This is a genomic window from Celeribacter naphthalenivorans, from assembly GCF_020524585.1.
Classification (GTDB): Bacteria; Pseudomonadota; Alphaproteobacteria; order Rhodobacterales; family Rhodobacteraceae; genus Celeribacter; species Celeribacter naphthalenivorans.
The window spans coordinates 149,957-163,276 of sequence record NZ_JAIVLK010000008.1 but is presented as its reverse complement, the minus strand read 5'-3'; the positions used below and the strand labels follow the sequence as shown (position 1 = coordinate 163,276).

18 protein-coding genes are annotated in these 13,320 nt (G+C 60.2%); 4 read left to right on the top strand and 14 right to left on the bottom strand.

The genetic code is table 11. The features are described from left to right. The 4 genes from tolQ to LC094_RS17640 all read right to left on the bottom strand — a co-directional run bounded on the left by tolQ (position 1) and on the right by LC094_RS17640 (position 2,428). The gene (gene tolQ, locus LC094_RS17655) at positions 1-696 is read right to left on the bottom strand and encodes a protein TolQ (protein WP_226554117.1); all 696 of its coding nucleotides are present in this window, start codon (positions 694-696) and stop codon (positions 1-3) included. A gap of 146 nt (positions 697-842) precedes the next feature. Next, positions 843-1,232, bottom strand: coding sequence for a tol-pal system-associated acyl-CoA thioesterase (gene ybgC, locus LC094_RS17650; RefSeq protein ID WP_226554116.1), 390 nt, complete (start codon positions 1,230-1,232; stop codon positions 843-845). 27 nt (positions 1,233-1,259) lie between these two features. Next, positions 1,260-1,802, bottom strand: a complete 543-nt coding sequence (gene thpR / locus LC094_RS17645; protein WP_226554115.1) for an RNA 2',3'-cyclic phosphodiesterase — start codon at positions 1,800-1,802, stop codon at positions 1,260-1,262. Next, positions 1,799-2,428, bottom strand: a complete 630-nt coding sequence (locus tag LC094_RS17640; RefSeq protein WP_226554114.1) for a hypothetical protein — start codon at positions 2,426-2,428, stop codon at positions 1,799-1,801. Before LC094_RS17640 ends, thpR begins: the two co-directional genes overlap by 4 nt. A 99-nt stretch (positions 2,429-2,527) precedes the next feature. Here LC094_RS17640 and aroQ point away from each other — a divergent pair, with 99 nt between their 5' ends. Next, positions 2,528-2,965 (top strand): type II 3-dehydroquinate dehydratase, encoded by a 438-nt coding sequence (aroQ, locus tag LC094_RS17635; protein ID WP_226554113.1) that lies wholly within the window; start codon positions 2,528-2,530, stop codon positions 2,963-2,965. 4 nt (positions 2,966-2,969) lie between these two features. Here aroQ and LC094_RS17630 read toward each other — a convergent pair whose 3' ends face one another. The 10 genes from LC094_RS17630 to LC094_RS17585 form a co-directional block, all read right to left on the bottom strand. Beyond that, positions 2,970-3,413 (bottom strand): hypothetical protein, encoded by a 444-nt coding sequence (locus LC094_RS17630; RefSeq protein ID WP_226554112.1) that lies wholly within the window; start codon positions 3,411-3,413, stop codon positions 2,970-2,972. Positions 3,414-3,451: 38 nt separating this feature from the next. After that, entirely contained in the window at positions 3,452-3,772 is a 321-nt protein-coding gene (locus LC094_RS17625; protein WP_226554111.1) for a pyrophosphohydrolase domain-containing protein, read from the bottom strand. Positions 3,773-3,776: 4 nt separating this feature from the next. After that, a complete protein-coding gene (gene ruvB / locus LC094_RS17620) occupies positions 3,777-4,805 on the bottom strand; it encodes a Holliday junction branch migration DNA helicase RuvB (protein ID WP_226554110.1) in 1,029 nt (342 codons plus the stop codon). A gap of 3 nt (positions 4,806-4,808) precedes the next feature. Further along, entirely contained in the window at positions 4,809-5,489 is a 681-nt protein-coding gene (ruvA, locus tag LC094_RS17615; protein WP_226554109.1) for a Holliday junction branch migration protein RuvA, read from the bottom strand. Beyond that, complete coding sequence (ruvC, locus tag LC094_RS17610; RefSeq protein ID WP_066705966.1) at positions 5,486-5,995, bottom strand: crossover junction endodeoxyribonuclease RuvC; 510 nt, start codon at positions 5,993-5,995, stop codon at positions 5,486-5,488. The genes ruvA and ruvC overlap by 4 nt, the downstream gene beginning before the upstream one ends. A 286-nt stretch (positions 5,996-6,281) precedes the next feature. Then, a complete protein-coding gene (locus LC094_RS17605; RefSeq protein ID WP_226554108.1) occupies positions 6,282-6,629 on the bottom strand; it encodes a hypothetical protein in 348 nt (115 codons plus the stop codon). A 111-nt stretch (positions 6,630-6,740) separates the two neighbouring features. Next, positions 6,741-7,613: a 50S ribosomal protein L11 methyltransferase gene (locus LC094_RS17600; RefSeq protein ID WP_226554107.1), complete on the bottom strand. Its 873-nt coding sequence runs from the start codon at positions 7,611-7,613 to the stop codon at positions 6,741-6,743. An 87-nt stretch (positions 7,614-7,700) separates the two neighbouring features. Then, positions 7,701-8,402 (bottom strand): peptide-methionine (S)-S-oxide reductase MsrA, encoded by a 702-nt coding sequence (gene msrA, locus LC094_RS17595; protein ID WP_226554106.1) that lies wholly within the window; start codon positions 8,400-8,402, stop codon positions 7,701-7,703. 71 nt (positions 8,403-8,473) lie between these two features. Then, on the bottom strand, positions 8,474-9,727 hold the full coding sequence (locus LC094_RS17590; RefSeq protein ID WP_226554105.1) for an MFS transporter: 1,254 nt from the start codon (positions 9,725-9,727) through the stop codon (positions 8,474-8,476). A gap of 105 nt (positions 9,728-9,832) precedes the next feature. Continuing rightward, positions 9,833-10,462 (bottom strand): MSMEG_1061 family FMN-dependent PPOX-type flavoprotein, encoded by a 630-nt coding sequence (locus LC094_RS17585; RefSeq protein ID WP_226554104.1) that lies wholly within the window; start codon positions 10,460-10,462, stop codon positions 9,833-9,835. Positions 10,463-10,635: 173 nt separating this feature from the next. On the opposite strand from LC094_RS17585, the gene LC094_RS17580 reads away from it, so the two are divergent. From LC094_RS17580 to LC094_RS17570, 3 genes are all read left to right on the top strand, one after another. After that, positions 10,636-11,700 carry a YeeE/YedE family protein gene (locus tag LC094_RS17580; protein ID WP_226554103.1) on the top strand — a complete coding sequence of 355 codons (1,065 nt, stop codon included), beginning with the start codon at positions 10,636-10,638 and terminating at the stop codon, positions 11,698-11,700. Positions 11,701-11,789: 89 nt separating this feature from the next. Further along, positions 11,790-12,665: a TIGR01459 family HAD-type hydrolase gene (locus LC094_RS17575; RefSeq protein ID WP_226554102.1), complete on the top strand. Its 876-nt coding sequence runs from the start codon at positions 11,790-11,792 to the stop codon at positions 12,663-12,665. A gap of 193 nt (positions 12,666-12,858) precedes the next feature. Further along, a complete protein-coding gene (locus LC094_RS17570) occupies positions 12,859-13,302 on the top strand; it encodes a MaoC family dehydratase (RefSeq protein WP_226554101.1) in 444 nt (147 codons plus the stop codon). Positions 13,303-13,320 lie beyond the last annotated feature (18 nt).

Here is a 13,320-nt window from a genome sequence, read left to right as displayed (position 1 = left end):
TCAGCTGTCCAATTCCCGCGACAGGATGGTCGCGAATTCGTCGGCAAAGGCTTCGTAACCGCCGAGGATGCGCTCGCTGTCGGCGTTGAGTTTGTTGTAGAAAATCACCGCCGGAATAGCGGCCAAGAGCCCCAAAGCGGTGGCCAAAAGCGCCTCCGCGATGCCCGGTGCCACGACCGCGAGGTTGGTGGATTGCGCCATGGCAATGTCTTCAAAGGCGGTCTTGATGCCCCAAACCGTGCCGAACAGACCCACGAAAGGCCCGGTCGAGCCGACGGTCGCGAGGAACGAGAGACCCGAGGTCATCTCTTCGCTCTCTTTGGCAATCGCCACATCCATCGAGCGGTCGATGCGCGATTGCGCCCCCGCGATCAGCCCGCCATCGGCTTTGTGAGACCGGCGCCATTCGGTCATGCCGGCGGCGAACACCCGCTCCGGCGCAGACATCGGCCCATTGGAGATTTGGTCGTAAAGCTCGTCCAAAGGCTCGCCCGACCAAAAGGCCTGATCAAAGGCGGCGGCTTCCGCGCGGGCCTTTTTGAAGGCAATGAATTTCTGGATGATGATCGACCATGACCAAAACGAGGCCACGATCAGCATCAGCATCACAATTTTCACGGTGAAGGTTGCGCGCATGAAAAGCGCCAGCAAGGAGAAATCGATCTCCTGCGCCATCGCAAGGGTTGTCTGGTCCATGAACCTGCTCTTTTAATCGCCTGTTGGCCGCATTTACACGGCTCTCATCATTACCCGAGATTCTATCCTATCCACAGGGGCTTCGCCAACACGAACCTGTGAGAGTTAGGCGAGATTTTCCGATTTTCGGCGTTTTTGCAGGGGTGTTAGTGCAGATTTCGGCGGAGAACCGCCGGAAGACGCGCCGGATGGCCCGTTGCGGTGAGCGCCACGAGGGTGACTTGGGCCACGAAAAGCTCTTCTTCGTCGCGTTTGACCTTTTGGCTGACCACGATCCGGGCGCCCGTCATGGCCTCAAGCGCGGTCTCGACCACGAGATCGTCATCGAATCTGGCCGGAGACAAGTAATCTGCCTCGACGCGCCGGACAGCGAAGACGATGCCCTCTTCTTCCTTGAGCTTGACCTGATCGACGCCGAGGTCGCGCACCCATTCGGTGCGACCGCGCTCGATGAATTTAAGGTAATTGGCGTAATAAACGATGCCCGCGAGATCGGTGTCCTCGTAATAGACATGGACGGGGAGCGTGTGGATCATCTGACGGGCCTTTCGTTTTCTGCGACCCTAGGGCGCGAGCGGGTAGCTCGCAAGGGTCTCATATTGTGCCGCCTCATGGCTCAGCACAGAGTGCACCATGTCAAAACTCGGCGCTTGGAATTTGGGCCACGAAAACGCCCCTTCCAAGGCGATCAGATGCTCCAACTCCTGATGCTCTCCGGGATGCAGGCGGTTGAAACGGCGCAGAGTGATATGGGGGCGAAACCTCTCATGCGACAACTCAATCCCGACCGACCGCGCCGCCTGCCGTATCTTTTTGTGCAAAGCGGTCAGCGCCTCGTTCGGCTCGACAGAGGCAAAGAGCAGGCGCGGTTTGCCACCCCCGAAGACATCGAGACCTTTGATCTCGATCTCCGGCGCACGTGAGGAAAGGCCGGACAATTCCTCATGCAGCTCCGCCAAAATCTCCTCGGGCTGATCATCCAGAAATGCCAGCGTAATATGCATATTCTCCGCAGGCACAGCACGCCCAAAGCGCAACCCCATGGCCAGCGTCTCCAGCCGATCCGTCAAATCGTGCGGCAGAGGGAGGCCGATGAAGGCTCTCACCCTGCGATCACCCGCGCGTAGAGCCGCAAAGCGTGTGACGCATCCCGCGCCGCATTGGGCAGCATCGGATTGTAGGCCGCACGCAGCACATTCGCCACATCAGGGCGCACCACCGTGCCCTCGGAGGTCACGGCCAGCGGGCTGTCTTGGGTAAACTCCACGTCCGACCACAACAGCATCGCCTGCACCGCCTGAGAGAGCGCGATCACCTCGGCAGGCACCTCATCCATCGCGCCGCCCATGCGCACGAAGGTGAAACAGGCCTTGATCGCGCCTTGGTCGTCAAACCGAAACGCCCGGTATTGATGCGCGCCGCGCGACTGCAATGTCGCCACCCGCGCCTCCAGATCGGGGATCAGATCGCCCATATGCGGCACGTCCAACAGCTCCGCCCAATCGGACAGAAAGAACACCATGAGATTGGTGCCCAGCTCCGGGTCCATCTCTTCGATGCGATGCCCGGCAATGGCGACACAGGCCTCGATCGCGGATTTCACCGTCACCAAAGTCTCGTCCTCGACCCCAAACACCACGGGCGCAATCGGCCGCCCCCAGCGCGCAAAGACGTAATCGCCATTCGAGCGGGTGAAAAACTCTTCGATCCGGTCCGGGGTGATGTCCGTCATCTGGCAACCTTTCTTCTTTCGTTGCTCTTTTGCGGCAGCTTGGCTTGCGCTTCAAGCCCCGCACCGCATAAGTTGGCGCAAAGCAGCACGAGGCGCATCATGAGCAAGACGATCTACATCCTGAACGGTCCCAACCTGAACCTTCTGGGCAAACGCCAGCCGGAGATTTACGGCGCCGACACGCTCGAAGATGTCGAAGCGCTCTGTGCGACCGAAGCCTCCGCGCATGATCTCGACATCGTCTTCGCGCAGTCGAACCATGAGGGCGAGATCATCGAGCTGATCCATGAGGCCCGTGACAAAGCCGCCGGCATCGTCATCAATCCTGCGGCCTATACGCACACATCCGTGGCCATCCTCGATGCGCTCAACACCTTCGAAGGTCCGGTGATCGAGGTGCATATCTCTCAGGTCCACAAACGCGAAGCCTTCCGCCACCACTCCTACGTCTCGATGCGCGCCGATGCGGTCATGGCGGGCTGTGGCGTCAACGGCTACAAACTGGCTGTCGCGCAGATGGGGCATCTTTTGGGGTGAGGCGTTAGTCGGTCTGTATTGAACCCGGTGACACCGGCTCATCCAGCACCTCATGGATGTCACGTCCCTCGAGCCAGTAGCGCAGATCCCCGCTCTGCCCCGGAGCACTCGCAGGAGAGATCACCTCGATCCCCCGCTCCGTCCTCAACGCCTGCGCATCGTCGTGGCAGGTCCCGAATGGCTCGGACACCCAGATCGGATCGGCCCCGGCATCGACATAGGCCCACATTTTCGGACAGGCCGTCCCGCCCGAGGCCAAGAGGATCAGCAAAAGATCGCCGTCCTGCGCGGCAATGTCGAGATGATCCACAACAAGCGGCAAGGCCACAGGTTCATCGGCAATCCAGAGTGCATCCGTCTCAAGGGGCCCAAGCGGCAAAATCTCCGCCACACCCGCCGAGGTCTCCGCCCGATCCGCCGCGAAAGCACCACACGAAATGGCGCTCAAAACGAACGACAAACAAAAGCGCCAAACGCGCCCAGGCCTCATAGATACTTGCCCCATTTGCGCGCAAAGGCCTCTGCCAGATCAACGCCTTCTGTCTCGGCCAAAACCGCCAGAAACCCCAACAAATCCGCCAGTTCATCCTCGAAATCACGCCGCAAAGCCTCCGGGTCGCCCTCCGCACCCCGCGCGCGTCCGTGGAGCTTGAGATAGGCGGAGGCCACCTCGCCCATCTCCTCGGTCATCTTGCCGATCAACATCAAGCCATCGCGCGTCAGACCGAAGGTTTCGACATAAATGTCGTTCACCGCCATCGCCTGCCGCTGCACTTCCGCGAGGCTGATGTCTCCTTTGTGGCTCAAATACTCACTTCCCGAACAAATCCGACTGATCCGGCGCTTTCGGCGCCTCAAGCCCCAGATGCCGCCAGGATTTTTGCGTCAACATCCGCCCGCGCGGGGTGCGCTGAATGAGACCCTGCTGCAAAAGATAGGGCTCGATCACATCCTCAATCGCATCTCGCGATTCCGAAAGTGCCGCCGCCAAGGTTTCCACCCCCACAGGCCCACCGCCGTAATTCTCGGCAATCATCCCGAGGTAGCGCCGGTCGGCGCCATCGAGGCCCAAAAGGTCCACACCCAGACGAGTCAACGCCCCGTCGGCCAGAGATTTCGTAATCCGCCCGTCGCCCTCGACCACGGCAAAATCCACCACGCGGCGCAGGAGCCGCCCGGCGATCCGGGGCGTGCCACGCGCACGTTTCGCGATTTCATGCGCGCCGTCCGGGTCCGCGGGCACCCCCAAGAGGCGCGCGCCACGGGTGACGATCTCGTGCAGCTCTTCGGTGGTGTAAAATTGCAACCGCGTCGGAATGCCGAAACGGTCGCGCAAAGGCGTCGTCAAAAGCCCAAGCCGCGTGGTCGCGCCCACAAGCGTAAAGGGCTGCAACTCGATCCGCACGGTGCGCGCCGCGGGGCCTTCGCCGATCACCAGATCGAGCTCGAAATCCTCCATCGCCGGGTAAAGCACCTCCTCGACCACCGGGTTCATCCGGTGAATCTCGTCGATGAACAACACATCGCGGGCCTCAAGATTGGTCAGGATCGCCGCCAGATCGCCGGCTTTCGCCAAGACCGGCCCGGAGGTCATCTTGAAATTCACCCCCAGCTCGCGCGCCATGATCTGCGCCAATGTGGTTTTGCCCAGGCCTGGCGGGCCGTGGAACAGCACATGGTCCATCGCCTCTTCGCGCATCTTGGCTGACTCGATGAACACACGCAGATTGGCGCGGGCCTCCTGTTGGCCGATAAATTCCTCAAGGGCCTGCGGGCGCAGGGCGCGGTCGGCATCCTGCGGCTGGCGCTCCGGGCGCAAAGTGGGATCGGGGCTTTCCATCTCTTACCCTTTCGGCGCGAGCAAACGCAGCGCGGCTTTGATCAGGCTGGAGGTGTCCGCCTCCGGCGCGTCCTGCGCGGATTGCGCCACGGCCTGTGCTGCGTCCGACGGAGAATAGCCGAGGTTTTGCAGGGCGGACAGGGCTTCGGCCTCTGCCGATGCATTGGCCTTCGCGGGCGCTTTCTTCGGCGCAGGCTTGGCAGCAGGTGCGTTGTTCTCAATCACCTCAACAGTTTCCGGCGCTTCCACGGCTTCGGACAGCTTGCCGCCCATCGACATCACCGTGGGTGCCTTGTCTTTCAACTCATTGACCACCCGCTGCGCGATCTTCGGGCCGACGCCCGGAGCGGCCTTGACCGCTGTCCAGTCGCCCAGTGCAATCGCCCGCCCTGTCGCCTCCGGCCCTAGGGTGCCGAGGATCGCCATGGCGGCTTTCGAACCGATGCCCTGCACGGAAATCAGCAGGCGATACCATTCTTTTTCCAACAGAGAGGTAAAGCCGAAGAGTTGCAGGTTTGTTTCCTGCACCAGCATGTCGGTGTAGAGCGACACCGGCGCGCCGCGCCCCGGCAGGGACATCCGCGTGCGCTCAGACACATAGACGATATAGCCGACACCGCGCACGTCGATCAGAACGTGATCCGTGCCAATATAATCGATGACACCCGTGAGTTTGCCGATCATGAGGCGGCCTTTCTAAGCGCGTCTTGCAGCCGCGAGGAAGATTGCGCGTGATAGGAATGCGTGATCGCGATGGCCAAGGCGTCAACCGCATCCGGGCCTTCGAGCTTGGCGCCCGGCAGTTGCAGCTTGATCATATGTTCGACCTGTTGTTTGGCGGCGTGGCCGACGCCCACGACGGTCTTTTTCACCGCATTGGGGGCGTATTCGCCGATGGGGATGCCCGCGCGCGCCGGGACCAAAAGCGCAACAGAACGCGCCTGCCCGAGTTTCAGCGTCGCGACGGCGTCCTTGTTGACAAAGGTCTGCTCGACGGCTGCGCTGTCGGGGCGGTAGGTCTCGACAATGGCAGTAAGCTGATCGAAGAGCGACAAAAGCCGCGTGGCGAGATCGTCGGAGGACGCCGAGCGGCAAATGCCGTTGGCGACATGGCTGATACGGGGCCCCGCGACATCAATGATGCCCCAGCCCATATTGCGCAGCCCGGGGTCGATGCCCATCACACGCATGGTCTCACCTGCTCGTTTTATTCGTTAGAAAAGAGTTAGCACGAAACGAGAACATTTGCCAAGACTGGTTTGGCCTTAGCCCCCCGCTTCCATCGGAGCGCGCATACGCTGCCAAAGGCAGCGAGTCACGCGACCGCGGGACCGGCCGGTCAGGCCGCCCCCTGCGGAGGCCACGCCGTGAGCAGATAAAAAAAGTGAAAACCCGCACCGGAGGGGGTGCGGGTTTTGACGTGGACGGGATAGAAAGCGACAAAGTGGGAAACAGCCGCATCCTCCCGGAATATATTCAGCTCAGAAGCATCTTGCCCTGAAGTGCCAGCCAGATCGTGAGATCGTCGGCATGCATGACCCAAGCGCCAGCGCGCTCGATCGCCGTGCCCTCGGCCAGCTCCGCCACACGGGCGACATAGGTCGAGGCACCAAGCGTGGCATAAAGCACCACCTTGAACAGCATGACCCCAACGAGAGCCACGACCAACAAGTGGATCGGACGCCGCAAACCGCGACGACGCGGGCGGGCGATGATCAGCCCATCCTGGTTAACGGAATAAATGACACCCTTGCTCAAAGCACGCCGCCGCGCCTCGATCCGGGTCAACCGTTTATTCAATTGCTGCGAGCCGGCATAAGCCATGGCAGCCTCCTCATACATCATACATCGGCCCCCACCGACCATGACATGATTGTGGCGAAATGTGGCAAAATTGGGGCAAAGGCGGCGAGAAGGTGGTTTTTGCCTTTGATATTAGGCAGTTCGCGCCATGGTCAGCGTCGTCCAGTCAACAATCTCCTGACGATCCACAAGATTGAACCCGGAGCGTGTATAAACCTCGACGACCTCATCGGCCTGCGGATTGAGAATCCCGGAGAGAATCACATGACCGCCCTCTTTGACATTGGCGGCCATATCGGGCGCCAGCGCCACCAAAGGGCCTTTGAGGATATTCGCAAAGACCAGATCGAAGGGCGCTTTTTCGGCCAGTTCAGGATGGTTAAATCCAGCGGCTTCGAGACAGATGACGCGGCCCGAGAGATCGTTGGCATCGACATTGGACTGCGCCACCTCGACGGCGACCTCGTCGATGTCGGAGGCATAGACGATCTGGTCGGAGATTTTCGCCGCCGCCATCGCCAGAACGGCGGTGCCACAACCGATGTCGGCCACATTATCGAACGTCTTGCCCTCGCCCATCAGACGATCCAGCGCCTTGAGACAGCCCAGAGTGGTGCCGTGATGCCCGGTGCCAAAGGCCATGGCGGCCTCGATCAAAAGACCGATCTTATCGGCGGGCAGTTTGTCGGCATCATGCGAACCGTAGACAAAGAAACGCCCCGCCTCGACGGGGGCCAGATCGCGGCGCACCTTGGCGACCCAATCGGTTTCCGGCAGCTCGGAGATGACGAAATCCGGTGCATCATTGGCCGCCGCCAAAAGCGCCAGCGCGATCTCGTCGGGTGCCTCGGTGAAATAGGCGCCGACCTCCCAAAGACCCGAGCCATCCTCGATCTCGAAGACACCTACGCCGGTGGGTTCCGGGTCGAGAAACTCCAGCGCCTCGCCAATGGCTTCGGCGGGGGCTTTGCCGCGGGTCTTGGTGAAGGCGGTGAAAGTGGTCATGGCTGCACTCCGAAATGGGCTTTGCCTTCGCCATAAAGCGAAGCCGCGCTTTACTCAAGCGCGGCTCTGGATTTTGCCCGATTGGACTTAGTCGCTATGACCCTGCGGCTCGACCGGATCGGTCCACTCGATCGGTCGTTCCATCGACAGGCCAACGGGGCAACTCACACCCGTGCCGCCGATGCCGCAATAGCCGTTCGGGTTCTTCGCCAGATATTGCTGGTGATAGTCCTCGGCATAGTAGAACGCGCCTGCGGGGAGCACTTCGGTCGTGATCGCGCCGAACCCTTTGTCTTGCAACAAGACGTTATAGCCCGCCAAAGAGGCCTCCGCCGCCGCACGTTGGGCCTCCGAGGTGTAATAGATGCCGGAGCGATATTGCGTGCCGCGATCATTGCCTTGCTGCATGCCTTGGGTCGGGTTGTGACCTTCCCAAAAGACCTTGAGCAACTCGGCGTAGCTGACTTTCGACGGATCAAAAATGACGCGCACCACCTCATTGTGGCCGGTCTGGCCGGTGCAGACCTCTTCGTAGGTCGGGTTCGGCGTATAGCCCGCCGCATAGCCGACGGCGGTGTTCACCACGCCCGGCACCTGCCAGAACTTGCGCTCGACACCCCAAAAACAGCCCATGCCAAAGACCGCCTCTTCGCAGCCTTCGGGAATGTCGCCCTCAAGCGGCACGTGCAACACGAAATGCTCCGCCGCCGTCGGGATCGGATCGGGACGCCCCGGCAGGGCGACGTCGGGCGTGGGCATGGTGAGTTTCTTGGTCAGGGCAGAGAACATGGCGGGCTCCATCATGGCGTTTCGCTCTCAATATAGAGTGCAAAACGCCAAGCGCCAAATCCGTGTTGTCGTTATTCGGCAGGTTCGCTCAGAACCGCGCTTTCGCGCACCAGCGGCAAAAAGCGCCATTCATTGCCCTTTTCCGGGTGGCGCGGGATCAGCGCGGCCAGGCCCAAGGACGCCATCGCCATCCCGGCCGCCAGCGCAAACACCCCGCCCGGAGAGGCCACCCAAAGATAGCCCAACACAGCCGGCAAAAACACCGCCGCGATATGGTTGATGGTAAAGGCCACGGCGGCGGTGGGCGCGATGTCTTCGGGGTCTGAAATTTTCTGGAAATAGGTTTTAAGCGCGAAAGCGAGGCCAAAGAGCATATGGTCGATCACATAGAGTGCTGCTGCGATGAGAACACCCCAGCCCAGCCAGTAAATCCCCCCGTAAGCCAAGAACACCAGCGTTAGGCCGATATATTCGAGCATCAGGACAAAACGCTCGCCCTTGCGGTGCACGACTTTGCCCATGAAAGGCGCGATCACCATGTTGGCGACATAGTTGATCAGAAACAGCGCGGTGATCTCATGCACCTCGAAACCGAATTTCTCGACCATCATGAAAGCCGCGAAAACGACGAAAATCTGCCGCCGCGCACCGGACATGAATTGCATCGCGTAATAAAGCGCATAGCGGCGTTTCAGGACGATTTTCTTGGCCTGCGGATTGGGGGCCTCGAACTGCGGATAGGCGGTGAGCGCGAAAATCGCGATCACTGCCGTGAAGCCCCCCGAGACAACATAGACCAGCGCATAGGACAGATCGAAGGTCTTCCACGTCAGAACCAACACACCATAGGCGACCAAAGAGGCCGCCGAACCCGCCGCCATCAACCGCCCGATGACGATGGGCGCGCGATCCTTTGACAGCCATTGCAATTGCAGCGACTGGTTCACCGTCTCAAAGTAGTGAAAGCCGATGGAGGACAGCATGGTGACCGTCAAAATGCCCCCCAGAGAGGGAAAATAGGCGGTCACGGCGGTCGCCACGCCCAAAAGCAAGAGCGACACGATGCCCAGCACTTGCTCGCGAATGATCATGATCAGCGCGATCACCCCGATGGCCAGAAACCCCGGAATTTCCCGGATCGTGTGCAGCCAACCGATCTCGACGCCTGTGAACCCCGCCACCTCGATGACGAAATTGTTCAACAAAGCATTCCATGTGGCAAAGGCCACCGGCATGGCAAAGGCCATCAGGAACAACAATCCCTCGGGCCTGCGCCACAGCGGCAGGTGCGAGGTCTCAGAGAGGGGGATCGGTGCGTTTTTCATAAATGTGCTTTAGGCGGCAAAAACGATTTTGAATAGAGAGTATTCGCGCACACCCCCATTCCAAGGGACGCAGGCAACACCCGGACGTAAAGGCCGAGAAACACTTCAATATAGCCGCGCAGCCTCATCAGCGCTGTGATCCTCTTGGACCTCATCGAGCGTTTGGTCCCGATCAACCGTCGCAACGACCCATTCGGCCAGCGTCGGAGCGGATTTGCGCGCGGGCCAATGATCCGATTGCCAAAGACGCGACCGGATCATGGACTTTGAGCAATGCATAAAGGCCTCTTCAACATCAACGACCAAAGCGAGAAGCGGCTCTTTACCATTTACGGCATGGCGTTTGCTGATCGACGCATCCCGCACGATGCGCGCCTTGCCTGCCACTCGCAAAGTATCGCCATGCCCCGGCACGATGAACAACAAGGCGATGTTTGGATCCTCAAGCAGATTATGAAATCCGTCCACGCGATGGTTCCCCAGCCGGTCAGGAATGATCAGCGTCTTGTCATCATATACCTCGACAAAACCGACAGGATCGCCCTTGGGGGAGACGTCGATGAGCCCCTGCGAAGACTTGGTTGCGATGACGACAAAGGGGCACTGTTCAATGAATGCGCGCGCCACATCGTTGAGCCGGTCACTCACTTTCAGAAAGGTGTTCACGAACCCCTCTGTTGGCATCAATTCCCGCAGCCGTTCCACGGACAGGATGTGTTCCTCGACCTCGATCATAGCAGCCCCTCCTCGGTTGCCTCCAAATGTACCACGGATGCAGGCACCGCCCAAAACATTCACACATGCAAAACCATATGACTCACATCAAGGCACAGCTATACTGATCCCATAAAATAGCCGGAATTTGCGCTGGGTTTTGCGCTGGGATTTGCCTGTGGGAGGAGCAGATCATGGATATTTTGACCCTCGTCGAGGGGATCGGCGAAAGCCCCTCTGCCGCCATTTTCGGCCTGATCACCGGGGTGATTTTCGGCGTTTCCGCCCAGCGGTCGCAATTTTGCCTGCGCGCGGCGACGGTCGAATTTGCCCGTGGACGCCTTGGTCCGAAAGTTGCCGTCTGGTTCCTGACGCTCTCCACCGCCATCGTCTGGGTGCAGGGCGCGCAGATGTTGGTGCTGTTTCGCGGCGCCGACGCGCGCGTCATGGCGGTGCCCGGATCGTGGTCGGGCGCGGTGATCGGCGGGTTGATGTTTGGCGCAGGCATGGTGCTGTCGCGCGGCTGTTCCGGGCGGCTTTTGGTTCTGGCCTCGACGGGCAACCTGCGCTCTGTCGTCTCCGGGTTGATCTTTGCCGTCACCGCCCAGATGAGCCTCCATGGCGTCTTGGCGCCTTACCGCGACAAGCTGGCCTCTCTGTCGATCACGCCCGGCGGTGAAAACGTCAACCTTTTGAAGGTGCTGCATCTGCCGGAAGGCACGGGACTGGCGCTCGGGCTGGGGTTTGCCGCCTTGGCCTTGGTGCTGGCGATCAAGAACCAGATCGGCCCGAAAATCTGGATTTTCGCCTCGGGCGTGGGCTTTGCGGTCGCGGTCGGCTGGGGCCTTACATGGTCTTTGGCGCAGGTCGCTTTTGATCCCGTTCCCGTGACCTCCGTCACCTTCTCCGGCCCCTCGGCCAACACATTGATGTTCTTTCTCGACCGCAACGCGGTGTTGGAATTCGACGTGGGCCTCGTCCCGGGCGTGGTCGTCGGCGCCTTTGTCGCCTCGCTGCTCTCCGGTGAATTCCGCTGGCAAAGCTTTGACTCTGTCCCCGTCATGCGCAAATCCATGATCGGGGCGGTGCTCATGGGCTTCGGCGCGATGCTCGCGGGCGGCTGCGCCATCGGCAACGGCGTCACAGGCAGTTCTGTCTTTGCCGCCACCGCCTGGCTCGCGCTCTTTTGCATGTGGATCGGCGCGATTGTCACGACGCTGATCGTGGACCGCGAGGCCGATCCGGCGCTGGCCTGTTGAGCCCTTTGATCCGGCGCATTCGCATCCCGCTTTCCTTTCGATGAGTTCCGGGCTAGCTAAAGGGGGCCTAAAACGGAGCCTGCCCGCACATGACCCGCCTGATCCAAACCCTGTCCGAAATCTCGACCGATTACGATGCGCTTTTCGTCGATCTTTGGGGCTGTGTCCACAATGGCATCACGGCGTTTCCCGAGGCCTGCGCCGCACTTCAGACCTACCGCGCGGGCGGTGGCAAAGTCGTCCTCGTGACCAATTCGCCGCGCCCTTGGCACGCGGTCGCACAACAGATCAAACAGTTCGGCGTCCCCGATGACGCCTATGACACCATCGCCACCTCTGGCGATTCCGCACGCATGGCAATGTATCTGGGCGTCGTGGGCGAAAAAGTTCACCATATCGGCGACATGTTCAAAGACGACTTCATGCAGCCGATGGAAATCGTGATGGATGAGGCTGTCGAGATCACCGAAGTCCCCCTTGAAGAGGCCGAGGGCATCGTCTGCTCCGGCCCCGAGGATCCGCTGGCCGACCCTGAGATTTACCGGCCGCAGTTCCTCTACGCCAAACAAAAAGGCCTGAAGCTCCTCTGTGCCAACCCCGATATCGTTGTGGATCTCGGCGAGGTGCGGGAATGGTGCGCAGGCGCTTTGGCAGCGCTTTATACCGAGATGGGGGGCGAAAGCCTCTATTTCGGCAAACCGCATCCCCCGATCTATGATCTGGCGCGGCGCCGTCTGGCTCAACTGGCCCCCGTCGACGACAACCGCATCCTCTGCATCGGCGACGGCATCGGCACCGATGTGATGGGCGGCATTGGCGAGGGGCTGGACGTCTTGTTCATCACCGGCGGTCTGGCCGCGAAAGAATTCGGCCCCGATCCGGTGAACCCCGACCCGGAGCGGCTCAAGATGTGGCTGGCGGAACAGAACCTGTCGCCGACGGCGGCGATTTCGTTTTTGCGCTGAAATCTGAGTATTTGAGGCACAAAGGAAACGAGGCGCTGGAGGGGATCCGGCGCCTTTTTAGCATCCAAGCAATATCGTCACGAAACTTATTTACGATATTTGATCCATATTAAAAATTTTCTTGCGCGTAATATTGTTTCTTCGCCAATCTTCCGCTATGCTGCACTGCAATATCAAGAAGGAATCGGAGCGCATGTTGGACAATCAGCCCCGCGGAACCATCTGCATCGAAGACATCGAGATCGGCATGACGCGCTCTTTGCGCAAGGTCATCACCGACCACGACATTGAGTTGTTCGGTGAGGTCTCCACCGACCGCAACCCTGTGCATTTCGACGATGCCTATGCCAATGATACGATTTTCGAAGGCCGCATTGCCCATGGCATGCTGACCGCCGCTCTGATCTCTGCCGTGATCGGCGAACAGCTTCCGGGGCATGGCACGATCTACATGGGGCAAACGCTCAAGTTTTTGGGCCCGGTGCGCCCCGGCGATACGGTTCTGGCCGAGGTCACGGTGACCGACATCATCCATGCAAAACGCCGCGTTGCCCTTGAATGTCGCTGCACCGTGGGCGATACCGTTGTCTTGAAAGGCGATGCCCTTGTGCTTGCGCCGAGCCGTAAATTCGACTGACGACGCGAGGGGCGCCTC